Raw genomic sequence first — 21,713 nt, 5'->3', positions numbered from 1 at the left:
CCCGGCGCCTCTTCCCTGCTCTGCCGAACGTCGTTCACCACCGGGTTCAGGAGGCTGTCGTGCCCTGCGAACGCGTCCCTGTCGTGCCCATCAATTCGGCCTCGGCCGAGGTGCCGTTGGCCACCTCCCGGGCCAGGTCCGACAGCCGCAGGTTGTGGCTGCGGGCGTGCCCGCGCAGCAGCGCGAACGCCTCGTCCACTCTGATGCCGCGCCGCTCGGCCAGCACCCCCTTGGCCTGCTCGATCGCGATCCGGCTGGTCAGTGCGTACTGGAGCTGTTCGGCCAGCAGGTCGGCGTGCCGGAGGCTGCGGTGCGCCAGGATGGCGACGGTGGCCACGTCGGCCAGGGCTTGGCCGCTGCGGACGTCCGCCTCGGTCAGCGCGCCGGGGCGTTCGCAGAACAGGTTGAGCGCGCCGATGACCTTCTCACGCAGACGCAACGGCAGCGCGTGCGCCGACACGAAGCCGGTGGCCTGCGCGGCCTCGGCGAACCGGGGCCAGCGCTCGGCGCTGGCGAGCAGGTCGACGTTGACGACCGGGCGGCCGGTGGTGAAGGCGTCGATGCAGGGACCGGCTTCCGATTGCAGCTCGAAGAGCTCCAGCAGCCGCGCGTTCTCCGTGGAAGACGCGGCGGCGTGCAGCACCTTGGCCGCGTCGGAGAGCATGATGCCGGCGGCGTCCACATCCAGGATCTCCACACAGCGCTCGGCGAGCGTTTGCAGGAAGTCGATGACGTCGAAGTCCTCCACCAGCGTGTCCGTGGTGTCGACGAACGTCTCGGCGAGCAGTCGTTCGCGCGTCATGTCCATGCCTCCCAAATACGGCCGCCAGCCCTGCCGGCGGCACTCCCCACGCGATCGGACCAGCGATCGGACCAGCACTCGGACCAGCACTCGGACCAGCGATCGGACCCGCCGATCGGACCCACGAGCTACAACCCGTCGAAGCGCAGCCGGCGGGCCACGACGTCGGCGGCGACCTCGGCGATCAGCCGGTCCCGGCTGTAGGCGTAGGCCCGGAGCCGGGCCAGCGCCTCGGCGAGGCTGACGCCGAGCTGCACGCTGATCATCCCGGTCGCCTGGTGGACCTCGGCCCGGTAGGTCTGCGGAGCGGCCCATCCGGCCGGGACCCAGTTGTCCGGCCCGCCGTCCCGCACCGACCGGCGGCCGATCAGCACGACGGTGACCGCGATCGCCAGGCCCACGGCGTCGGTGTACTGCTTGTCGCTCAACGACCCCTCGGCCCCGCGGTACGCCAGCATCGTGCCGACGCTCATCGCGCCGATGTTCAACGGGAACGCGAACACCGCCCGGACCCCCAGCGCGGCGGCGGCCGGGGCGAACGCCGGCCAGCGCGCGCCGGACGCCGTCAGGTCCGGGGCCAGCACCGGAAGGCCGCTGGCCGCGCAATCGGTCCCCGGGCCCTGGCCGAGCGTGAACTGCAGGTGGTCGACCTCGGCGCTGACCGCGCCGCTGCCCCAGGCCAGGACCGTGCCCGAGGGCCCGGAGCCGACCCCGGCGGTGATGCCGTCGACGCCCAGGGCGCGCGCCGCGGCCTCGGCGGTGGCCCGGTCGTCAGCGAGGAGCTGATCAGAGTTCCGGTCCAGCATCGCCAAGACAGTCGTCATCTGAGCGCTGACCATGCGGATATCGCCCTTCCTCGCCCGGAACGATAGCGGTTCCTAGGTGTCCCGGCGATGACGAACGGGCCCGGGTCGGCCTTGTGGCGCGGGTTCGTTCGGCGACGCGGATCCGCCGCGCCGAGTCCGGTTTCGGAGCACGCCACCGCGACGGCGAGGCGTCCTGGCGACAGTGGTGTCGATGATGATGGGGGCATGGAGCATTTCGATCTGATCGTGATCGGCAGCGGATCCGGCGACTCGGTCATCGGCCGCCGGCCCCGGGACTGGAAGGTCGCGCTGGTCGACGACGCGGCGGTCGGGTTCGGCGGGACCTGTCTGAACGTCGGCTGCATCCCGTCGAAGATGTTCGTCTACACCGCCGGCCTGGCCGAGGCCGCCGGCGGGGCGGGAGAGTTCGGGCTCGACCTCCCGGCCCCCGCGGTGCGCTGGCAGGACATCAGGAATCGGATCTTCGACCGGATCGACCGGCATTCGGCCGAGGGACTGCACCACCGCCGCACCGGCGGCCCGGATCTCACCCTGTTCGAGGGCGAAGCCCGGTTCGTCGGTCCGAAGACGCTGCGGGTCGCCGGTGGCGCGACGATCAGCGCGGACCGCGTCGTGATCGCCGCCGGCTCGCGGCCGATCGTGCCGGACGTGCCGGGACTGGCGGACGCGGGATACCTGACCAACGAGACCGTCATGCGAATCGAGAAGCTCCCGGAGCGGCTGCTCATCTTGGGAGCTGGTTCGATCGCGGCGGAGTTCGCTCATGTCTTCTCGGCCCTCGGCGTGAAGATCACCGTGATCGCCCGATCCGGCGGCATGCTGAGGCGGGAAGACCGGGACGTCTCGCAGTTGCTCACCGACGTCGCCCGCCGGAAGTGGGATCTCAGGGAACGAAGAGAAGTCACCTGCGTCGAGCACGACGGCGCGGTTGTTCGCGTTCACCTGAAGAATCCAGACGGCGATGACGGCAGCGACAGCGACGAAGTCGTCGAAGGCGACGAACTTCTCGTGGCGGTCGGGCGACGCTCCAACGCCGACCGGCTGGACCTGCCCGCGGCCGGGATCGCGACGCATCCGGACGGCCGGATCGAAGTGGACGAACGGCAGCGGACGAACGTGCCCGGCGTGTTCGCGATCGGCGACGTCAGTTCGGAGCACCAGCTCAAGCATGTCGCCAACCACGAGGCCCGCGTGGTGGCGCACAACCTGGCGCATCCCGATCAGCCGATCGAGGCCGACCACCGGTTCGTCCCGCACGCCGTCTTCACCTCACCGGAGATCGCGTCGGTGGGACTGACCGAGCAGCGGGCCCAGGCCGACGGTGTCCGGTACGTGGTCGGCCGGCGCGACTACAAGGGGATCGCGTACGGCTGGGCGATGAACGACCCGGAGGGCTTCGCCAAGGTCCTCGCCGATCCGGAGACCGGACGGCTCCTCGGCGCGCACATCATCGGCCCGCAGGCGTCGGTCCTGATCCAGCCGCTGATCCAGGCGATGAGCCTGGGCCAGGACGCGCTCACGGTGGCGCGTGGCCAGTACTGGATCCACCCGGCGATGACGGAGCTCGTGGAGAACGCACTGCTCGATCTTCCGCTGCGAACCGGATGACGACTCGCGCGACGGCCTGACGGCATTGCCGACGACCTGCCCGTGGATTACTCGATATCGGGGGTATGGAAGGGCTCGTGCGCCGACCGAAGGTCACGGGAAGCAGGTGCGACGGCATGATCCGACAGGTGAAGTCCACAGCCCTGAACGTGCGGGGCGACAAATCGGTGGCTCGGCAGGCGATGCTCCTCACCGGGCAGAAGCTCCTCGACGAGGTGCTGGCCGTGGCGCCGAAGCTGCCGGTCCGCAGTCAGGAGACATTGCGCGAGCAGTATCCGGGGCGCACTACCGATGAGATCGCGGCGCTGCTGATCCGCACCGCGTCGCGCGCCACGGCCGCGACCGGCGCCACCGTCGGCGTCTGGGCGGTCCTGCCGTTCATCCCGGCGTTCCCCGTGGAGGTCGCCGCGGAGACCGTGGCCGTGGTCGCGATAGAGGTCAAGCTCGTCGCCGAGCTGCACGAGCTGTACGGGGTCGGCGTCCCCGGAACGAGCGTGAGCCGCATGACGGCCTACGTCGTCGCCTGGGGCGAGCGCCGCAGCGCCGTACTGGTCCCCGGCGGCTTCGTCCTGGCGATCGGCTCCCCGCTGCGCAAGCGGCTGTCACGGCGGCTGGCGGCCCGAACCGGTCGCAGTGCACTGTCTCTCGGCCCCCTCCTCTCCGGCGCGGCGGCCGGTGCGCTCTTCAACCGCCGCGAGACGCGACGCGTCGGACAGGCGGTTCTGGACGACATCCAGGCGAGGTCCTCGGCCACGGGGGAGTGGGACTGAGGGCTCGCGCCGGTTTGCCTCCGGATCAAAGGGGATCGGCCCGGGCGCTGCGGCTGCGTGCACGAAGGACGAGGTGCGCGACCTTCCCACGGTCGACCTCGACGAGCAGGATTGACCGGTTCGCCGATGGTTTGCCGATCCGAATCCGGGTCACCAGGCAGAGGTGGGCCCGCCCGCCATCCCCCCCGGGCGGGCCCCCTTCCTCCGCGGACCGGGCAGGCCCCGGCCGCCGGCAGCCCCTACAGGTCGCGCATCACGCGGCGCAGCAGCGCGCCGAGGGCCAGAAAGAAGAGGGCGGCGAGTCCGTAGTTCAGGAAGGTCCTGAGCTTCACGTTCGCCGGCGTGAACAGGTCGATGAACCAGGTGGCCAGCCAGCCGGCCCAGTCGGCGTCGGTGGACACGATGTCGTTGCCCTGGTTCGCGTTCAGCCACACGAAGATGATGTGGAGGACGAGGATGGCCGCGATGATGACGGCGGCGAGGGAAATCAGGTCTTTGGGTCCGCGCGAGCGGAATTCGTATGCCATGGGCCGCCTGGTGCCCCGGTTCAATATCGAATAACAGCCGTGGGGAAAAGGTTCGAGAATTCTGCGGGACAAGCCTGATTATTCTGGTTGATGCCATGAGACCTGGGTAGCAGGAGCCGGCCGCCGGGAAGTAAGGCGGCGCAGAAATCCCTTCCACGACATCGGAGATCCTCATGGGCATCATCGCTTGGATCGTGCTCGGCCTCGTCGTCGGCCTGATCGCCGACCGCGTCATGGGCAGCCCGCACGGCCTCATCGTCACCACCGTGATCGGCATCGTGGGTGCCCTGCTCGGTGGATGGATCGCCGACAAGGTCTTTCACGTCGAGAACATCCAGGGCTTCTTCAACATCTCCACCTGGATCACCGCGATCCTCGGGGCGATAGTGCTGCTGGGCGCCGTCGAATTGGCGACCGGAAAGCGGGGCCTCACGTCGGGTCGGCGGCGTAGTCTGCGTCGCCGCTGAGCGCCCGCCTCACACCCCGACCGAAATCATTCGGCCGCCGCAGCCCGAGGGCTGCGGCGGCCGAATTCGTTCTCTCTTACCCGGGGAGGATCACGCCGAGGAGCGAGCGGTACTGCAGGACGGCCCGCCGCATCACCTCGGTCCCGGCATCGTTCTGCCAGGTGGCGCTGAGCGCGTCACGGCGTTCCGTGATCGCGCTGACGTAGGCGGCGGAGATGTCCTCGATGAGGGCGTCGGCATCGCGCACGGACTGCGCCGGGTCCTCGACGAAACCGACCTGGATGGTGTTCCAGCGGCTGAGGAACGCGTGCTTGTCGTCCGCGGACAGCAGCTCGGCGGTGGACGCCGGCTCCGGGGGCGCCCCAGGATCGTCGGGAACCGCGGCAGCGGCGACCGGGACGTCGTCAGGGTCCTCAAAGCGGCTCGGGTCCTCCTCGGCGTATGCCTCGGCAGTACCTTCATCGTGCTCATCAGCGGCGTCGACCGGAAACTGGCTGTCCACGTCGATCCCGGCGGCCGCCATCGCCACGCGTCCCTGCGGACCCTGCGGTCCGTCCTGGAGCAGACGCTGAACGTGCGCCTCGTCGGGCGCGTGCTGGACGTCCTCGGTTTCGTTCTCGTTCTCGTCGACGGGGAGCTCGTCGGTTGCGTGCGTCATGTTCGTGCCTCTCGTACCTCATCGAGTTGGGGCCCTCCTGCTACCCCGGAACGCGATTCCAAACAGCCTGTTTCGGTCGCGGCATCGCGGGCATGGCTGAGCCCCGAGACCCCAGGAGGCTCTAATGTCCATCGGCGCGATCATCACCGTCATCGTCCTCGTCCTCCTCGTCGCCGTCGCGGTGTACGCGGCGCGGCGTGAGCACGCCAGGCGTCAGATCCGGGCCTCGTTCGGGCCCGAATACGAGCAGGTGAGAGCCGACTACGGCGGCGTACGCGGCGCGGACCGGGAACTCGCCCGGCGCACCCACCTGCACAAGAAGCTGCGCCTGGAACCGATCAGCGCGGACGACCAGGACTTCTACACCACGTCCTGGGACCACGTCCAAGGCGGCTTCCTCGACAACCCGGCGCTCGCCCTGACCGGTGCCGAGCAGCTGGTCGCCCGGCTGGTCGCGGCCCGCGGCTACCCCGCGGTGGACGACGACGAGCACCTGCCGCTGCTGTCGGTCCGGCACGGACACGTCCTCCCCGGTTACCGACAGGCACGGTCGGTCAGCGAACGCGCGGCGACCGACCCGACACTGGTGTCGACCGAGGAGGAGCGCAAGGCCCTGATCCAGTACCGGACCCTGTTCGAAGACCTGCTCGCCGCCCCCGGCGCGACGGCTCCCCGCGCGGCCCAGAGCTCGGGCGTCAAGCCGTAAGCCGAGTAGTCAAAGGCAAGTAGCCGAAAGCAAGTAGCCGAAAGCACGTCCGTACAGACCTGGTGCCGCGCCTCCCCGCCGAGGCGCGGCACCACTTGCGTCTCACTCCCGGTGCTCTCCGATCCAGGCGTCCACCTCGGCCCAGTTGTCCTGCAGCCACCGCAGGCGAGCCTCCCGATCGACCGGGATCCGCGAGGCGGGAATCGTCCACCAGGTCGCCTCGACCGGTTTCGTCAGCGGCACCGAGTGCCAGACACCGGCGACGGACTCCATGTGGTCCAGGCCGGTGTGCGCGACGAAGACGACCGAGGCGTCCGGGGCGGCGTCGATCGCCGCGAAGACACCCGCCGGGCGCGGCGGCAGCACGTGACGCAGCCGACGAGCGCGGTTCGCGGAGTCCCGCAAGCCCCGCCGCCGCAGCCTCGTGATGGCCCGGACACGGCGGCCCGGCGTGAAGTTGCCACCCTCGGGGAAGACCACCAGAGCGTCGGACGGGCCCATGCCGGCGGCCAGGCGTCCGATCTCCGCCGCCGTCTTCTCGCCGCGTTCGCTCTCGGCGTGTCCGTCGGGGTTCGGGTCGATGAAGCAGTGCGGCACTCGATGAAGCACGACATCGATCAACGGATCCAGCGCCAGCGTGTCCTTGAGCACGATGCGAGGCCGCCGCCGGCCGTGCACCAGCAGCGCGTGGATCAGCAGGAACGAGTCTCCGGGGCCGCCGTGCCGACTCAGGATGATCAGCGGCCCGGGCGGCAGTTCCGGCACCGTGGGCCTCCCGGAGCGGGAAGGGCCCACCGTCTCCGGAAGCCGCATCCGCAGCCCGTAAAGCCTGCCGGCCGCCGCATACAAACGATCGAGCAGGTGAGCCAACAGCCGGAAGTTCGCTTCCTGATACGCCTGAGATGACTCGGACGTCGCAGGTCCCTTCGACACGCGAAAGCCCGCGCGCCCCCGGATCACCACGCACGCCGCCAGCCCGCTGATCTCCGAGGCCAGATATACCGCCAGGAAGACAGAGAACCGAAAAGCGCGCCCCCGTCCGCCCGGACGCACCATGAAAGGCACCGTGAGCACCCCGACGACCGGGACCAGGGCGAACGTCAGCGCCGTGAAGAACAACAGCACCGGAATCGTGATCGTGCGGCGGAGCAACGGGAACCGCAGCACCGCACGCCGAACCGATATGCCGACGCCCATGACTACCTCCCGGCCAGATAAGCGGCCGACGCGCGGTATGACTGCTCGATCCGCGCCTGCGTGCGGCTGAAGTCGCGGAACCGCACGTACTTCGACCACCCGTCGGCGTCGGACGCGGCGTTGCCGGTGGGCAGGACGTGGATGGCGACGTCATGGGGCACCTCGGCCATGTCCCGGGTGAACCGGTGCCGGCGCGCGACCTCGAACGCCACCGCCGCCACCTCCCAGGGCCGGCTCGGCGCCGTCAGCGGCCGTTCCAGGTGCCCGACTTGCAGGACGTAGACGGTCGTGGCCCCGAGCGCGAGGGCCCGCCCCACCGGCACGCTGTTCACGATCCCGCCGTCCAGGAAGTGCTCACCGCCCACCCGCATCGGCGGCAGCAGCCCGGGGACCGCGCAGGAGGCCAGGACGGCGTCGGCGATCGGGCCGCGGGTGAACCAGTGCTCTGCGGCGCGCTCGATCGAGGCGGCCACACACTGGAACGGCACCGCCAGCTCCTCGATCAACTGAACCGGCAGGTCGGCTTCCAACCGCTTGCGCAGCGGCTCGTTGGTGAACAGGTGTGTCCGGCTGCGCAGTGCCGTGCCGAGCCGCGTCGTCAGGGAACCCTCGAAGACCCCGTTCTTGCCGAGTCCGGACCAGAGTTCTTCCAGGCGCGCCACAGCCACCTCGGTGGGATCGGCGGCCAACACCGCGCCGTTGATCGCGCCCACCGACGCCCCGACGATCGCGTCGGGCTTGATTCCGGCTTCCAGCAAGGCCCGGAGCATGCCGACCTCGTATGCGCCGCGGTGTCCGCCACCGCCGAGGACGAAGACGGTCCGCCCGACGGCCGAGTCGAGGCGGGCGTCGTCGCTGTCAGTGCTGTCAGTGCTGTCAGTGCTGTCAGTGCTGTCCGTCGTGGGACTCACGCTCCTTTCGTCGCTACCGCGAGGTGAGCCGGTAGGGGATCGTGCAGATGACGACATCGGTGCTGGCCCGCAAAACCGTCGCCAAGAGCAGGCCGCGCTGGTTCTGCAGGATGCGGTAGCGCCATCGGCGCGGCTGCACCTCGACGATCAGAACGGCGATCTGGCGACCGCCCTTCGCAGCCTGGCGGACGTAGTCGACCATCGGGTGGACCAGCGACCGATGCGGACTTACCAGGGTTTCGAGCCGGACACCGGGATCCCACCGGTCCCAGGCGGTGCGGAATTCCTTGCACTGGTCGGGGTCCGGCCACACGCTGACGGCGACGACATCGTCGGCCAGGGAGACCGCGGCGGACAAGGCGTGCTCGGTCAGCTTGCTGACACTGCCGACTGGGACGATCACCAGGGTCGGTGCCGGTGTGGGCGGCGGGGGCGTCCCGGTCAGGTCGAGTTCGTGGCCGACCGCCGTGTAGTAGCTCTGGATCCGCGCGAACAGCAGCATCAGCGCCGGCACGGTGATCACCACGACCCAGGCACCCTCCGTGAACTTGGTCGCGACGAACACGGCGGCGGCCAGCGCGGTCAGGGCCGCCCCGGTGCCGTTGAGCGCGGCGCGCAGCCACCAGCGCGGCGGGCGCTCGCCGAACCAGTGCCGGACCAGACCGGTCTGGCTGATGGTGAAGCCGATGAACACGCCGATCGCGTACAGCGGGATCAGCCGATCGGTGGCCGCGTGCACGACGATCAGCAGCAGCCCGGCCAGCACCGCCAGCGCGACGACGCCGTACCGGTACACCGGGCGTTCGGCGCGCAGCCCGAACAGGTGGGGCAGGCGGTTGTCCCGGGACAGCAGGCTCATCAGCACCGGCAGCCCGCCGAAGCTGGTGTTCGCGGCCAGGGCCAGGACCAGCGTGACGATGATGTTGGTGGCGTAGTAGGCCCAGCCGGTGCCGAACGACCCCGCGGCGAGCTGCGCCAGCACCGTGACGCCGCCGCGCGGGGCCACGTGCTGCCGGTGGATGAGGATCGAGAGCCCGATCAGCATGGTGCCCAGCAGCGCGCCCAGCATCAGCTCGGTGCGCTGGGCGTTCTTGGCGCGCGGCTCGCGGAAGGTCGGGACCCCGTTGGCGATGGCCTCGATCCCGGTCAGGGCCGAGCAGCCGGCCGCGAAGGCCTTCAAGATCAGCAGCACGCTCACCGCCTCGGCGGCGTGGACCGGTACGGCGCTCCCCACGACCGCGGCCGGGTGCGACCGGCCCAGGCCGATGCCGATGACGGCGAACACCGCGCCGAGGAAGAGCAGCATCGGCAGCATGAAGGCCCGGGCGCTCTCGGCGATGCCCCACAGGTTGATGCCGGCGATCACGACGAGTCCGATGAGCGCCAGCCCGAGGACGTGGCTCGTCAGCGACGGGAACACCGAGGCCAGGCTCGCCGCGCCGGCGGCCAGGCTGACCGCGACGGTCAGGACGTAGTCGACCACCAGGCTCGCCGCGGCCAGCAGGCTGACCGTACCGCCGAGGTCCTTCTTGCCGACCGCGTAGGCGCCGCCGCCGTCCGGGTGCACCGCGATGACCTGGCAGTAGGAGACGACCAGCACCGCCAGCAGCCCGGCGATGGCCAGAGTGATCGGCAGCGTCAGGCGCAGCGCCGAGGTCCCGGCGGCGGCCAGGACCAGCACGATCGCCTCCGGGCCGTACGCCACCGAGCTCAGCGCGTCCAGGGACAGCGCGGCCAGACCGCCGAAGCTGGTCAGATGATCCTTCTTGCCCTCGCCGTGCCGGAGCGGGACACGCGGCACGACTTTCTTCGGCGCTGTCCCATATCCCATGGCGGATCCTTGCTGTCGAAGCCTGCGGTCGTTTCGTGGCGCTTTAATCGCCTCTGTCACAAGGTACTGATCCGACGGGAGGGTTTATCGGACCGAACCGGAGTCGGGTTCGGCGCGCGGGTGCCGGACGGCCGGTCGTCGGAGGCTGTCGGCCTCCTGCTGTCCGGGACGCGTGAAGGTAAACAGGGCGATATCGCGGTGCATCTCACCGGCTGCTGAAGCCGAGCCGAGCCGGCAGGAGCTCCGGCAGTCAGCAGTCAGCAGTCAGCAGTCAGCAGTCAGCAGTCAGCGGCCGGCGCTCAGCGGTCGGCAGTCAGCGGCCGACGGTCAGCGGCCGGCGCTCAGCCGCAGCGGCTTCGAGCGCGGTCCGAGCCGTTCGCCGCGCGCCGAGGTGACGTCGAATTCGTAAAGGTGGCCGGCGGTCAGCCCCTGGGCCAGCCAGTGGTCGCCCAGCACGGGGATCGGTCCCACCCGGCGCGGCTGGCCGAGCGTGACGTCGCGGAGCGCGACCCGGTAGGCGGAGGCGCCCCGGACCCGATTCCACGTGAGCCGGATGCTCGCGTCCCGGTCGCGCGTCGCGGCGAGCGTCGGCTCGGCCAGCGGGAGCTCATGCGGTCGCGGGGACGGCAGCCGCAGGGGAGCGTGGCCGACTCCGAAGCGCAGCAGCGCGTCCGCGAAGTTCCCGGCCATGGCCAGCTCGCCCGACGGGTTCGGGTGGATGCCGTCGTAGGTGTCGGCGTCGGGGTCGAAGCCGCTGTGCATGTCCACCAGGGCAATGGGGGAGAGGTCGGTCGAGAGCGCGGCGAGGACCGAGGGAAGTTCGGCGTTGTAGTCCCGGATGGTGTCCCGGAACCACGCGTTGCCCCAGGTGGTGGTGCCGGCGATGGAGGCCGCCAGGACGACCACGGCCGGTGCGGCCGAGCGGGCCTCGGAGATGACGGCAGTCAGGTCGCGGAGGGCCTGCTCGGGCGGTCCCACGGTCGCGAGGTCGTTGAACCCGAGCTGGACCAGCAGGAAATCCGGGCGTTCGGCGGCGACGTGCTTCCGGACGGAGGCTTTCGCGGCATGCGCGGTCCACCCCGGCCGGGCGCAGTGGCCGCCCTCGAAGTGCCCCTCGCGGTAGGAACCGGTCATCGGGTTCTGCACGTCGGGGCCGGTCGGGAGCGGCTTTCCCTCCACGAGAGCCAGCAGGACGGGATCGTCGTACATCGAGAACGTTCCCGTGTACGGGCCCACGAACTCGGCCGGGGTGCCCGTGCGCCGGAAGTGCTGTGCCAGCTGCCAGCGCCAGGTGTAGTCGTCGTGCATCCCGCTGGCGAGCGAATCGCCGAGGACCATGATCCGGGGTGACCTCATAAGGCGCCTTTCGTCGTCGTTTCGCTGTCTGTTTGAAGCAACACATTCGGGTATGAGGCCGCGGATCCGAAGGAGGTACAACCATGGTGACCGTCCTCATGCTGCTGTTCCTGGTCGGGGCCGCCGTGCTGGTCATAGGCGGATCGGTGAAGGCGGCGAGAATGCAGTCTTCCGCGGCTCGCGGCCTCGACGTGGCCGAGTATCGCGAATGTTTGACCGATGCGGATCGGGAGTACATCGAGGATTCGTGGAAGAACGTCGAGGGCATCTACCAGCACGATCCCGCGGTCGCGCTCGACGTGGCGCACAACACCGTCGCCTCCGTTCTCGAAGCCCGCGGCATCGACACCACCCGGATCCCGGCGATTCACGAGACGACCGCGTCGGCCTCGGAGGGCCGGCCGGATTCGCAGCAGGAGATCCGTCGCCAGCTGCTCGGATACGCCCACATCGTGAACGTGCTGACCGACGCCACGCCGCACCCTTAGGGTGACGCTTCCCTCCACCCCGCGGATCATCCCGCCGCCGCCCGGTGCTTCACGATCTCCACGCGAGCGGTCGGCCCGTCGCTGTTCCAGGTGAAGTCGTCGACCAGCGCCGTGACGATCGTCCAGCCGAAGTCCCGGGTGTCGGGCGAGGTGAAGCCCTCGGCCCGCAGGCTCACCGCGACGCGGAGTGTCGAGGGGCTGACGGTGAACCGGCACTGCAGGTTCGCGTCCTCCTCGTCGCTCCGCGCAGTGATGGCATGACGCAGCAACAGCCCGCACGCTTCGTCGACCGCCAGCCGCAGATCGGAGGCCTCCGCCAAGCCCCAGCCGAGCTTGGCTCCCACCTGCGCACAGGCCGATCGGACGACCGCGAGGTAGTCGGGATCGGCCGGCACGCTGATCGCGATGGCCCCCGTAGCCGGGGCGAGCGCGGATAAGGCCTGCATCGGTCGGGATTCGTGTTCCATGGGGACACTCCCTTGGGCTTGGCGACGCCCGCCGCATGTCCGCTTCGTGTGGTGGTAAACCTTTGACGCCTTACGCAGGCAGTCGCATTACAACCAGCCACGCTGTCCGGCCTTGAGCCCGGCCTGGAAACGGCTGCCGGCGTCGAGCCGGCCCATGAGGTGTTCCATCCGGCGCTTGACGGTGCGCAGCGAGACGCCCAGCCGTTTGGCCGCGGCTTCGTCCGTCATACCGGAGCCCAGCATCTTCAGTAGCTGGCGTTCGGTGGCGGTGATGGTCGGCTGCGCGTCTTCCTGCGTGTCCTCCTGCGCGTCCTCCGGCCCGGGCATCGCGTCGAGGCCGACGGCGGCGTCCCAGGTCTGCTCGAAGAGGGCGACGAGGCTGGCCAGGACACCGGCTTCGCGCAGGACCGCGATTCCGGCGGCGGGCGCGTCGGGGTCCGCCGCGATGACCGCCACCGAGCGGTCGAACAGGAGCATGCGGGGTGGGACCAAAGGCGCGGTGCGGACGGCGTGTCCGAGGCCGGTCAGCCAGCGCGCGTAGGCCACGTTGGTGCGGTCGGCCCGCATGCTGTCCTGGTAGACGCTGCGCAGCAGCACGCCTCGGGCGGCGAGCGATTCGTCGAGCGGCCGGGCCGCGGTCAGGATCTCGGCGGACTGCGGCCCTCCCGGCACGACTGCCATCACCTCTGTCGCCGCCGAGGTGACCAGCTCTTCCAGCCGCGCCTGGATCGCGTCCAGACCCAGCACGTGTTCCACCCGCGCGTCGGGCGATCCCGCGACGTCCACGCCGTCCGCGATGAGGTCGGTGATCGCCTGCCGGCCGGCGGCGATCGCGGCCTGCCGGGCAGCTATGTCAGCCTGCTGACGCTCCAACAGGATGGCCATGGCGCGCTTCAACGAGACCGGGACGCGAAGGCCGGGATCCTCGCGGGAGTTGCGCAGCAGCGCCAGGTCGGCCAGTGTGTCCAGCGCCTCCCGGACCTGGCTCCCGGAGACCAGCAGATGCGTCGACAACTCGGCGACACCGAAGTCGGGGAAGGCCAGAAGGGCCCGGTAGACCTTCTCCGCCGTCGGCTCCAGACCAAGCGACACCAACATCCGCGATCCTCCTGCCCTGCTCGCTCTGTCGCTCAGCGAGAGCCGTGCCGTCGCCTGAATCCTGATATTCGCAGTCTGATCCAGGCGCGGACAAGTGTTTTGAATCTCTTCAAAAGGTGTCGGGCGGGTGTTCGGAGGTGTGGCCTGAAAGTGCCAGGCACCTTCGGGCCGCGAGAGATGTCTTTCTGCCTCCGTGACGTGCTGGAAAAGTCCTCGGCATGCCCCTTCGCACCCACATGCGCATCCGCATCGTCGTCCGCGCCGCCGCTGTCGCCCTGGTCGGCGTCGTCGTCCTGGTCACAACCGGCGCGCCGATCGGCGTCACCGGTGCGGCGCGAGCAGAGGTGAGCACCGCGCCGGCGCACCGCCTTGTGGCGGCGTGCGTGTGCTGGGGCTGAGGCCGAGGGCCATGGACCTCGTCCTCGTCCGGCTCATCGCGCCGAACGGCGTTGAAGTCACCGATCGACAGCCCGATCCCGAAACAGTCGCCGACATCCTCTGGGCCAACACGGCTGTCGACGACCGACTCGAACACATCCGAGCCCGCCACGGACCGACCGCCGGATCCTTCGATCTGGCTCTGTTCTACCGAACCGGGCCGGCATCGCCGACCGAACTGGCCGAATGCCTGTGCCGCCGCACGATCACAGCCTCACCCGCGCTCGGCGGCTGGGTCATCACCATTCCCGTCGACATCATCACCACCTGCTCCGCCTCAAATCCATCAGGAGACAGCCATGCCCTTGATTTCCCATAGCCGGCGCACTATCCGTGCCGCCGGCCTCACCACCGTGTTCGCCTTGGTCGCAACGATGGGGGCGGTGGCCGCCGCGGTGCCCGGCCACGCAGCGGTCGCCACGGCGACCGCTCAGCCACCGGCGCATCAGCGCACTGTGACGGTCGACGGTGTGCCGCTGACCATCGACTCGTCGCTGCTGCCGACCGACGCGTTGCAGGTCAGCAAGCCCGGAGACCTGGTGCAGCAGGCATCGGCGATGGAGTTCCAGCCCTACCGCGACTTCTCGGTCGCCGCCGTTCCCTTCGGAACGTCTCCGGTCGGGACGAAGTTGCCGTCGGCTGGTGCCGGAGACGTGGCGCAATACCGCGATCTCCTGAACCAGTCCGGGAGCCCGACAAGCACCGCGACCGGGCCGACCGCCTCGTTGTTCGGGCAGACCGTCGTGGGCACGCTCACCCATCGGACGGACGCCCCGGACGGGAAGAGCCGGATCGACATCGTCACGGCCCGCTGGGTCGTGGCCGCCGGCAATCGGCTGTGGATCGTCGAGGCGGCCCGGGACTCGGCCGGCGCCACGGCTGGATTCGGCAGGGGGATATCGGTGGCCAGCAGCGCGCTGGCCACGCCCACCACCGTGAAGGTGACCGCCGACGCCGCGTCGTCGAAGACCCCGACGCCCACGAAGCCTGCGCCTCCCAGCCGCGCGGTGACGAACAAGGCGCTGTCCCCTAATTCCGTGCCCTTGGGTGGAACGCTTCCGATGCCGTCGTGGTGGAGCGGGCTGTGCGACAACGGCAACGGTGCCGCCTGGAACCTCGGTACCAGTCCGCACGCTCTGAGCGGCGGCGCCAGTTTCATGGGTATGGAGGCTTGCGGCCCCACCAGATCCGACCGCGGCGGTGGTTCGGAGCCGGTGACGTCGGGCATGCCCGGTACCCAGGCTTACGAATGGGAGTGCGCTGAGCTGTCCGCCCGCTACATGGTGACGCGTTACGGCATCTCCAACCCCGGCGAGTACGGGAGCACCGCCGCGAACGACTTCTTCACGTCGTACGGCCAGGGGCACGGGTTCTCACTGATCTTCAACGGGACCAGCGGCCAGGCGCCCCGAACCGGGGACGTCATCAGCTGGGACGCGAATCCCAGCGTGCTGACCAGCGGCACCTCTCCCACCGCTCTGTCCTGGGGGGAGTCGAACAACGGCCACACCGCCGTGGTGACCGGTTCCAGCGTCAACTCCTCAGGCAACGGCAGCATCAGCATCATCGAGGAGAACTACAACGACAGCGGCACCGGCACGGTCTACGTCAAGGACTGGGTCGTCCAGTCGGTCATGGCCAGCCCGGTCGGCACCGTCAACTGGCTCCACAACCCCGCCGACGGCGGCACCACGGTGTCCGCGCCGACCTCGGTGACCATCAACGGCCTGGGCAACGGCACGCTGACCGGACCGGCGACGATCAGCAGCACCGTCACCCCGCTCACCAACGGGACCAACGACAAGCTCGACAGCCTGAGCTACTCCATCGACGGCACCGTCGTGGCGGCCGTCGGCGGTACCGGCAACCTGACCGGCGGCGACAACTACACCTGGACGGTGGACCCGATCAAGGGCACCGGCAGCAGTTCCGGCGGCGGCACGTGGAGCATTCCGGCGAACCTGCTGTCCAGCGGCACCCACACGATGACGGCGACCGCCGTCAACTCCGCGGGGAGCAAGACCGGGTCGGCCACCTTCACGGTCGCGACCGGCACGGACAAGCCGGTCGGCGCGACGCTGCTCCACGACGGGGTGACGAGCGTGTACTCCGTCGACGGCAACGGTCACCTGTGGGAGACCTGGTTGACCGCCTATGGCCAGAACTGGGCCACGCAGGACATGACGTACCTCTACGGCACGCCTGTCGTGAAGCCGGGTACCGCTCCGGCCGCCTTGTTCCATGACGGCGTCGCGAGCGTCTATACCGTCGACGTGAACGGCCACCTGCACGAGACGTGGCTGCCGGCGCTGGGTCAGAACTGGGCCACCCAGGACATGACCTATCTATACGGAACACCGGTCACGTCACGGACTCCGGTCGCCCTGGCGCACCCGAACGCGAGCGGTGGTACTGCGGCCAGTGTCTACACCGTTGATGGCAACGGGCATCTGGATGAGACGTGGTTGCCTGCGATGGGTCAGAACTGGGGCACGCAGGACATGACCTACCTGTACGGCTCTCCGGTGGTCAAGGCCGGGACCGGTCCGGCTGCGCTGCTTCATGACGGTGTCGCGAGCGTGTACTCCGTCGATGGCAACGGTCATCTGTGGGAGACCTGGCTGACTGCTTACGGGCAGAACTGGGCCACGCAGGACATGAGCTACCTCTACCGGACTCCGGTCACGTCCCGGACCCCGGTCGCCCTGGCGCACCCGAACGCGAGCGGAGGTACGGCTGCCAGCGTCTACACCGTCGACGGCAACGGGCACTTGGATGAGACCTGGCTGCCTGCGATGGGTCAGAACTGGGGCACGCAGGACATGACCTACCTCTACGGTTCGCCGGTGGTCAAGGCAGGCACTGCCCCGGCCGTCCTGCTTCATGACGGTGTCGCGAGCGTGTACTCCGTCGATGGCAACGGTCACCTGTGGGAGACCTGGTTGACTGCTTACGGGCAGAACTGGGCCACGCAGGACATGAGCTACCTCTACGCGACCCCGACCACGTCCCGGACCCCGATCGCAGTGGCGCACCCGAACGCCAGCGGAGGCACCGCTGCCAGCGTCTACACCGCCGACTCGCGCGGCCACCTGGACGAGACCTGGCTGCCGGTGATGGGCCAGAACTGGGCCACCCAGGACATGACCATGTACGGCACGCCGATCGTCAACTGACGGATCGTCGCGCCCACCGATCACATGCCCTGATCACAGGCCCTGATCACAGGCCCCGGTCACAGCGCCCAACACGCGGCGCTGTGACCGGGACCCCTCTTTCGTCCACGCCGAGTCACAGCGCCGAGATCGACGCCGGCGCCCGCTCGGCCCGGCTGAGCGCACGCAGCACGTCGGTCGCTCCATGCCGACGCAACGCGATCCGAGACAGCAGGTCGACCACGGTCTCGACGGCGACCGCCGGAAACTCGGGCGTCGGAACGCCGACGCTGTAGGCGAGATCGTCGCTGTGGACGAGCACCTCCAGCAGCCGGCTGGTGACGAAGTCGTCAAAGCTGATCGACCACGGCCCCCACGTCGGCCGCCGCACCGCGCGATCCGGCGCTGCGGGCAACGTGACCCGCAACTCCTCGACACAGGCCGCGACCCGCTCGGCGAGGTCGCCGGGCCCGCCGGCCGCGTCCTGCTCACCGCCGGCCCGAATGGCCTGGTTGAACGGCGAGTCGATATCGGACCCGATCCACGACACCCGCGCGTAGTACTCGTGGATCGAAATGACCGGCTCCACCGGAACCGGCTCGGCCAGCATCGCCGGAATGAAGAAGACCTGCGCGGCCAGGTGCCCCGCCAGCCCCCGCACACTGAGCTTGGGCAACGCAGAGTCCTCATGCCACGCGGCCGCCACCTCAGGCGCCGCCAACAGTTTCGCCACCACCTCGGCCGCAGCGAGGTAGAGCTCCCTGGTCTGCGTACTCTGCGTCATGTCCTGATCCCCTCCGGAGCCCATTGCTTCGGGACGATCAACTTCGCGGGCCGCAGCGTGATTCCCCTCAGGGCTGTTGTACCGGCGCCTGGGTCGCACCGATCGGAACCCGTGATCCGATCGTGACTGAGCCAAACCGAGAAAGATCCGCCCCCGACCGCAACGCGCCGCGCACGCCGAATCGTCTAGCTCTGAAGGGCCGGTCGCCGACTGGCATCAGGGGTTCCGCGCGAGGGGGTGCGATGCCGACGCACAGGCTGGTTCTCAGCCGGCTCCGGCGACAGCTGCCGACGATGAGCGCCGTGGTCGCGCTCATCGTCATCACGACGACGCTGCTGGCGATGCTGGCCCGGTTCGTCTCCGCCGCCGGCGACACCGCGGCGCAGCAGGCGCTGGCGTCGTGGCGCGCGTCCGGGCAGCTCACCGCGCAGCTCGACAGCCACCCCGATCCGGCGCAGCGCTCCGCGGCCCTCGCGGCGCTGGCCCAGGACACCGGCGCGCTGCCGCATCCCACCGTCGCTGTGGCGCAGGTGTCGAGTTCCTACGCGCTGCCCGGCAAGACCGCCACCGGCGATCCGCCGCTGATGACGTTCTGGGCGGCGGACCGGCTGGACCAGGAGGCCAAGCTGCTCGCCGGCGCCTGGCCCGCCAAGGGCGCCGCGGCCGGTCCGATCCAGGTCGCGGTCCCGCGTGCCGCCGCCGACGAGCTGAAACTGGCCGTCGGCGGACAGCTGACGGTCGTGAACCGGATCAGCGGCACCGCGGTCCAGATCGCCGTCGTCGGGATCTATCAGCCGCTCGACACGGCCGACCACTACTGGCAGCTCGACCCGCTCGGCGGCGCCGGGGTCAGCCGCCCGCAGCGGGCCTCCAGCGGGTTCCTGCAGTACGGGCCGTTCGCGATGGACGCCGCGGAGTTCGACCGCGCCACGGCCCCGGTGACCCTGTCGACCCTGCGGGCCCAGATCTCCCCGGACCCCGCCGGCATCGGCCAGGCCCGTATCCAGCGGTTCTCCGACCAGCTCAGCGCGCTGGTCAGCACCCTGAAACAAGACACCCGCCTGGGCAGCGCGACCGAGGCGTCCCTGGGCGCGCCGGCCCAGATCAGCGAGCTGCGACACTCCCTGGCCGTGGTCGCCTCCAGCGCCCTGATCCCCACTCTGATGCTCGCGCTGCTGGCGCTGTGCGCCCTGGTGATGTCGGCGAGCCTGCTGGTCGAATACCGCGCCGGCACCACCGTCCTGATGCGCGCACGAGGCGCCGGCGCCCCCACCCTCGCCTTCCAAGCCCTGCTGGAGGCGCTGGTGTTCACCGTCCCGGCAGCCGTCCTGGCTCCCTTCGTCGCCCAGGTGACCGTCCCCCACCTGTTCAGCGGCACCTCAGCGGCGGGATCCCAAGCCGCGACCTGGACCGCCTCGGTGGTCACGGCCGCACTGTGCACCGCGACCCTCGTCCTCACCGCCGTCCGCGGCACCAACACCGACGTCCTCCGCTCCCGCAACCGGCGCATCGCCGGCGCCACACTGCGTCGCGGCGTCCTGGAACTCGGATGCGTGGCACTCGGCCTGCTCGGCTACAGCCAGCTGCGCCGCTACGGCGCCGCCGGCACCCCGTCGGCCGACGGCTCGGGCAATGGCATCAACCTGGTCCTGGTCACCGCGCCGGCCTTCGCCCTGGCCGCCGCCGCGTTGATCGCGGTACGGATCGTGCCGCTGTTCGGCTGGCTCGGGCAGACCGCGGCCCGCCGAGGCCGCCGGTTCTCCTTCGAACTCGGCGCCTGGCGCGCCGGCCGCGGCGGCCGCATCGGCACCCCGGCCCTGCTGCTCGTCGTCGGCGTCGCGATGGCCGTGCTCAGCACGTCCTACTCCGCGTCCTGGCGGCGCGCGCAGACAGATCAGGGCACGTTCGCGGTCGGCTCGGACCTGCGGGCCTCCGGCTACAACCAGCCCGGGATCCTGGTCTCCGGGATCGGTAACCGGCTTCCGGCCGGGGACAGCGCGATGCTGGTGAGCCGGGACGTGGACACCGTCGGCGCCGGCGACACCTCGGTCACGGTGCTGGCGGTGCAGTCGGACAAGGTCGCCGGGACCGTGAACCTGCGGCCGGACCTGTATCCCGGCGGTCCGGGCGCACTCGCCGCCGATTTGGGCACCCAGCCCACGGCGCGCACGCTGCGGATCCCCGGCGAGCCGACCGGTCTGGCGCTGCGGGTCAAGGCCACGATGCCGGGTCTGAGCACGATGATCTGGCCGGCCGGCTACCTGGCGGACACGCCGACGGCGACCCTGACCGTGTCGCTCGCCGGCCGGCTCGGCCAGCAGGCGCAGGCCTCGGTCGCGGTGCCGGTCGACGGCCGGGAGCACGATCTGACGATCCCGTTCGGCTTCGGCTTCGGTTCCGGTTCCGGCTCCGGCGGCGGAACCGGTTCGGCCGGCACGCTGGCGTGGCCGCTGAACCTGACCGCGGTGAGCCTGGACGTCGCCGCGCAGATGGCGCCGCAAGCCCTCCAGGCACTGCAAGGAGAAACAGGGGCGCAGCCCACCAGCGGCGCCATGGACTCCCGCGTCCAGCTCGTCGTGGAATCGGCCCGGCCGATCGGTGCCGACGGACAGGCCGGCGCGCCGATCCCGGCCCCGGCCGCCGGGACGTGGACCTCCCTGGCCACGGCCGAGCAGAGTGTCGTCGCCTCCACGGTGAGCAGCGGCGGCGGCGCGTTTCTGAACCTCGCCACGAGCCTGTCGACGATCAGTCCGCAGGGCACTGACACGAACGTGGTCGTCGGCTACGGCACGATCCCCGCGGTGCTGACCCCGCACCAGGTCGACAACCTGCCGCCGGTGCCGGTCGTCGCCTCGGCCGCGTTCTTGAAGGCCACCGGCCAGCGCGTCGGCGACAGCACGAAGATCGCCGTGGCGACGCAGAGCATCACCGGCCACATCGTCGGCGAGATCGCGGCCATGCCCGGGGTCGACCACGGCGTTCCGGCGATCATGGTCGATCTCAGCCGCTGGAACGCCCAGACCGAACTGGTCACCGGCCACCAGGTGCCCGACTCGACGCTGGAATGGTGGGTCCGGACCGCACCGGGCCAAAGCGCCGCCACCGCCGCCGCGCTGCGGGCCCTGGACACCCCGGCGAACGTCGTGGCCTCCGCCGACACTGTCAGAACCCTGACGACGGATCCGGCGCAGAACGGGGTCCGCTCGGCGTACCTGTTGGCCGCGGCGGCCGCCGCGGCGTTCGCGCTCATCGACTTCCTGGTCCACCTGATCGGGGCGCAGCGCGAGCGCGCCAGCCAGAACGCCGTGGTCCGCGCCCTGGGCGCGACCCGCCGCCAGATCGCGGTGGCGTCGTCGGTGGAGCTGGCGTTCCTGGTGGGAGTGGGGGTGGTCGCCGGCTGTGCGATCGGCGAGCTGCTCGCGCACCTGCTGATCCCGGCGGTCATGGTCACCCGCGACGGATCGCCCGCGGTCCCACCGGTGGTGATCACCGATCCCTGGGTGCCGATGGCCGAACTCGCCGCCGCCGCGGCCGCCGCGCTCGGCCTGGGCGTGGCAACGGTTCTGTCGTCCAGCCGGCGCACCGCCGTCGGTTCCATGCTGCGCCTCGGGGAGGACTGACGA

20 protein-coding genes are annotated in these 21,713 nt (G+C 70.2%); 9 read left to right on the top strand and 11 right to left on the bottom strand.

All coding sequences use genetic code 11. The annotated features are described in order from the left end of the window. Window positions 1-46: 46 nt before the first annotated feature. Together ABH935_RS33590 and ABH935_RS33585 are read right to left on the bottom strand one after the other, a co-directional pair. Window positions 47-802 carry a GAF and ANTAR domain-containing protein gene (locus ABH935_RS33590; protein ID WP_370381976.1) on the bottom strand — a complete coding sequence of 252 codons (756 nt, stop codon included), beginning with the start codon at window positions 800-802 and terminating at the stop codon, window positions 47-49. A 128-nt stretch (window positions 803-930) separates the two neighbouring features. Then, on the bottom strand, window positions 931-1,626 hold the full coding sequence (locus ABH935_RS33585) for an ANTAR domain-containing protein (RefSeq protein ID WP_370381975.1): 696 nt from the start codon (window positions 1,624-1,626) through the stop codon (window positions 931-933). Between the two features lie 207 nt (window positions 1,627-1,833). Between ABH935_RS33585 and ABH935_RS33580 the strand changes: the two genes are divergently transcribed. Together ABH935_RS33580 and ABH935_RS33575 are read left to right on the top strand one after the other, a co-directional pair. Then, complete coding sequence (locus ABH935_RS33580; protein ID WP_370381974.1) at window positions 1,834-3,237, top strand: mycothione reductase; 1,404 nt, start codon at window positions 1,834-1,836, stop codon at window positions 3,235-3,237. 116 nt (window positions 3,238-3,353) lie between these two features. Beyond that, on the top strand, window positions 3,354-4,007 hold the full coding sequence (locus ABH935_RS33575; protein WP_370381973.1) for a hypothetical protein: 654 nt from the start codon (window positions 3,354-3,356) through the stop codon (window positions 4,005-4,007). 239 nt (window positions 4,008-4,246) lie between these two features. Here ABH935_RS33575 and ABH935_RS33570 read toward each other — a convergent pair whose 3' ends face one another. Beyond that, entirely contained in the window at window positions 4,247-4,534 is a 288-nt protein-coding gene (locus tag ABH935_RS33570) for a hypothetical protein (protein WP_370381972.1), read from the bottom strand. A 173-nt stretch (window positions 4,535-4,707) separates the two neighbouring features. On the opposite strand from ABH935_RS33570, the gene ABH935_RS33565 reads away from it, so the two are divergent. After that, the gene (locus ABH935_RS33565) at window positions 4,708-5,001 is read left to right on the top strand and encodes a GlsB/YeaQ/YmgE family stress response membrane protein (protein WP_370381971.1); all 294 of its coding nucleotides are present in this window, start codon (window positions 4,708-4,710) and stop codon (window positions 4,999-5,001) included. Window positions 5,002-5,077: 76 nt separating this feature from the next. On the opposite strand, the gene ABH935_RS33560 is transcribed toward ABH935_RS33565, so the two are convergent. Then, the gene (locus ABH935_RS33560) at window positions 5,078-5,659 is read right to left on the bottom strand and encodes a hypothetical protein (protein ID WP_370381970.1); all 582 of its coding nucleotides are present in this window, start codon (window positions 5,657-5,659) and stop codon (window positions 5,078-5,080) included. Between the two features lie 124 nt (window positions 5,660-5,783). Between ABH935_RS33560 and ABH935_RS33555 the strand changes: the two genes are divergently transcribed. After that, window positions 5,784-6,365 carry a hypothetical protein gene (locus tag ABH935_RS33555; RefSeq protein WP_370381969.1) on the top strand — a complete coding sequence of 194 codons (582 nt, stop codon included), beginning with the start codon at window positions 5,784-5,786 and terminating at the stop codon, window positions 6,363-6,365. 102 nt (window positions 6,366-6,467) lie between these two features. On the opposite strand, the gene ABH935_RS33550 is transcribed toward ABH935_RS33555, so the two are convergent. The 4 genes from ABH935_RS33550 to ABH935_RS33535 all read right to left on the bottom strand — a co-directional run bounded on the left by ABH935_RS33550 (window position 6,468) and on the right by ABH935_RS33535 (window position 11,660). Then, on the bottom strand, window positions 6,468-7,562 hold the full coding sequence (locus tag ABH935_RS33550; protein WP_370381968.1) for a 1-acyl-sn-glycerol-3-phosphate acyltransferase: 1,095 nt from the start codon (window positions 7,560-7,562) through the stop codon (window positions 6,468-6,470). A 2-nt stretch (window positions 7,563-7,564) separates the two neighbouring features. Next, window positions 7,565-8,473 carry a patatin-like phospholipase family protein gene (locus tag ABH935_RS33545; protein WP_370381967.1) on the bottom strand — a complete coding sequence of 303 codons (909 nt, stop codon included), beginning with the start codon at window positions 8,471-8,473 and terminating at the stop codon, window positions 7,565-7,567. A 13-nt stretch (window positions 8,474-8,486) separates the two neighbouring features. Beyond that, on the bottom strand, window positions 8,487-10,304 hold the full coding sequence (locus tag ABH935_RS33540; protein WP_370381966.1) for an APC family permease: 1,818 nt from the start codon (window positions 10,302-10,304) through the stop codon (window positions 8,487-8,489). A 327-nt stretch (window positions 10,305-10,631) separates the two neighbouring features. After that, window positions 10,632-11,660 carry a GDSL-type esterase/lipase family protein gene (locus tag ABH935_RS33535; RefSeq protein ID WP_370381965.1) on the bottom strand — a complete coding sequence of 343 codons (1,029 nt, stop codon included), beginning with the start codon at window positions 11,658-11,660 and terminating at the stop codon, window positions 10,632-10,634. 83 nt (window positions 11,661-11,743) lie between these two features. Between ABH935_RS33535 and ABH935_RS33530 the strand changes: the two genes are divergently transcribed. Further along, entirely contained in the window at window positions 11,744-12,148 is a 405-nt protein-coding gene (locus tag ABH935_RS33530) for a hypothetical protein (RefSeq protein ID WP_370381964.1), read from the top strand. Window positions 12,149-12,174: 26 nt separating this feature from the next. On the opposite strand, the gene ABH935_RS33525 is transcribed toward ABH935_RS33530, so the two are convergent. Together ABH935_RS33525 and ABH935_RS33520 are read right to left on the bottom strand one after the other, a co-directional pair. Continuing rightward, window positions 12,175-12,615, bottom strand: a complete 441-nt coding sequence (locus ABH935_RS33525) for an ATP-binding protein (RefSeq protein ID WP_370381963.1) — start codon at window positions 12,613-12,615, stop codon at window positions 12,175-12,177. Window positions 12,616-12,702: 87 nt separating this feature from the next. After that, window positions 12,703-13,713: a LuxR C-terminal-related transcriptional regulator gene (locus ABH935_RS33520; protein WP_370381962.1), complete on the bottom strand. Its 1,011-nt coding sequence runs from the start codon at window positions 13,711-13,713 to the stop codon at window positions 12,703-12,705. A 218-nt stretch (window positions 13,714-13,931) separates the two neighbouring features. On the opposite strand from ABH935_RS33520, the gene ABH935_RS33515 reads away from it, so the two are divergent. From ABH935_RS33515 to ABH935_RS33505, 3 genes are read left to right on the top strand one after another with little or no spacing between them, the layout of a single operon-like run. After that, complete coding sequence (locus ABH935_RS33515) at window positions 13,932-14,111, top strand: hypothetical protein (protein WP_370381961.1); 180 nt, start codon at window positions 13,932-13,934, stop codon at window positions 14,109-14,111. 11 nt (window positions 14,112-14,122) lie between these two features. Continuing rightward, on the top strand, window positions 14,123-14,470 hold the full coding sequence (locus ABH935_RS33510) for a hypothetical protein (RefSeq protein WP_370381960.1): 348 nt from the start codon (window positions 14,123-14,125) through the stop codon (window positions 14,468-14,470). 43 nt (window positions 14,471-14,513) lie between these two features. Then, on the top strand, window positions 14,514-17,327 hold the full coding sequence (locus tag ABH935_RS33505; RefSeq protein ID WP_370381959.1) for a hypothetical protein: 2,814 nt from the start codon (window positions 14,514-14,516) through the stop codon (window positions 17,325-17,327). Between the two features lie 115 nt (window positions 17,328-17,442). On the opposite strand, the gene ABH935_RS33500 is transcribed toward ABH935_RS33505, so the two are convergent. Then, window positions 17,443-18,090 carry a maleylpyruvate isomerase N-terminal domain-containing protein gene (locus ABH935_RS33500; protein WP_370381958.1) on the bottom strand — a complete coding sequence of 216 codons (648 nt, stop codon included), beginning with the start codon at window positions 18,088-18,090 and terminating at the stop codon, window positions 17,443-17,445. Window positions 18,091-18,332: 242 nt separating this feature from the next. On the opposite strand from ABH935_RS33500, the gene ABH935_RS33495 reads away from it, so the two are divergent. Continuing rightward, the gene (locus ABH935_RS33495; RefSeq protein ID WP_370381957.1) at window positions 18,333-21,710 is read left to right on the top strand and encodes an FtsX-like permease family protein; all 3,378 of its coding nucleotides are present in this window, start codon (window positions 18,333-18,335) and stop codon (window positions 21,708-21,710) included. Window positions 21,711-21,713 lie beyond the last annotated feature (3 nt).

The sequence above is a fragment of the Catenulispora sp. GAS73 genome (assembly GCF_041262085.1).
In the GTDB taxonomy this organism is placed as follows: Bacteria; Actinomycetota; Actinomycetes; order Streptomycetales; family Catenulisporaceae; genus Catenulispora.
This window is presented reverse-complemented; position numbering and strand designations above follow the sequence as displayed.

What these genes read in the sequence shown, in the direction of transcription:
- ABH935_RS33590 (WP_370381976.1), bottom strand. Translation starts at nt 802, where the DNA reads ATGACGCGCGAACGACTGCTCGCCGAGACGTTCGTCGACACCACGGAC.
- ABH935_RS33550 (WP_370381968.1), bottom strand. Translation starts at nt 7,562, where the DNA reads ATGGGCGTCGGCATATCGGTTCGGCGTGCGGTGCTGCGGTTCCCGTTG.
- ABH935_RS33565 (WP_370381971.1), top strand. Translation starts at nt 4,708, where the DNA reads ATGGGCATCATCGCTTGGATCGTGCTCGGCCTCGTCGTCGGCCTGATC.
- ABH935_RS33575 (WP_370381973.1), top strand. Translation starts at nt 3,354, where the DNA reads ATGATCCGACAGGTGAAGTCCACAGCCCTGAACGTGCGGGGCGACAAA.
- ABH935_RS33585 (WP_370381975.1), bottom strand. Translation starts at nt 1,626, where the DNA reads ATGACGACTGTCTTGGCGATGCTGGACCGGAACTCTGATCAGCTCCTC.
- ABH935_RS33535 (WP_370381965.1), bottom strand. Translation starts at nt 11,660, where the DNA reads ATGAGGTCACCCCGGATCATGGTCCTCGGCGATTCGCTCGCCAGCGGG.
- ABH935_RS33530 (WP_370381964.1), top strand. Translation starts at nt 11,744, where the DNA reads ATGGTGACCGTCCTCATGCTGCTGTTCCTGGTCGGGGCCGCCGTGCTG.
- ABH935_RS33555 (WP_370381969.1), top strand. Translation starts at nt 5,784, where the DNA reads ATGTCCATCGGCGCGATCATCACCGTCATCGTCCTCGTCCTCCTCGTC.
- ABH935_RS33515 (WP_370381961.1), top strand. Translation starts at nt 13,932, where the DNA reads ATGCCCCTTCGCACCCACATGCGCATCCGCATCGTCGTCCGCGCCGCC.
- ABH935_RS33525 (WP_370381963.1), bottom strand. Translation starts at nt 12,615, where the DNA reads ATGGAACACGAATCCCGACCGATGCAGGCCTTATCCGCGCTCGCCCCG.
- ABH935_RS33520 (WP_370381962.1), bottom strand. Translation starts at nt 13,713, where the DNA reads ATGTTGGTGTCGCTTGGTCTGGAGCCGACGGCGGAGAAGGTCTACCGG.
- ABH935_RS33510 (WP_370381960.1), top strand. Translation starts at nt 14,123, where the DNA reads ATGGACCTCGTCCTCGTCCGGCTCATCGCGCCGAACGGCGTTGAAGTC.
- ABH935_RS33560 (WP_370381970.1), bottom strand. Translation starts at nt 5,659, where the DNA reads ATGACGCACGCAACCGACGAGCTCCCCGTCGACGAGAACGAGAACGAA.
- ABH935_RS33540 (WP_370381966.1), bottom strand. Translation starts at nt 10,304, where the DNA reads ATGGGATATGGGACAGCGCCGAAGAAAGTCGTGCCGCGTGTCCCGCTC.
- ABH935_RS33500 (WP_370381958.1), bottom strand. Translation starts at nt 18,090, where the DNA reads ATGACGCAGAGTACGCAGACCAGGGAGCTCTACCTCGCTGCGGCCGAG.
- ABH935_RS33495 (WP_370381957.1), top strand. Translation starts at nt 18,333, where the DNA reads ATGCCGACGCACAGGCTGGTTCTCAGCCGGCTCCGGCGACAGCTGCCG.
- ABH935_RS33570 (WP_370381972.1), bottom strand. Translation starts at nt 4,534, where the DNA reads ATGGCATACGAATTCCGCTCGCGCGGACCCAAAGACCTGATTTCCCTC.
- ABH935_RS33580 (WP_370381974.1), top strand. Translation starts at nt 1,834, where the DNA reads ATGGAGCATTTCGATCTGATCGTGATCGGCAGCGGATCCGGCGACTCG.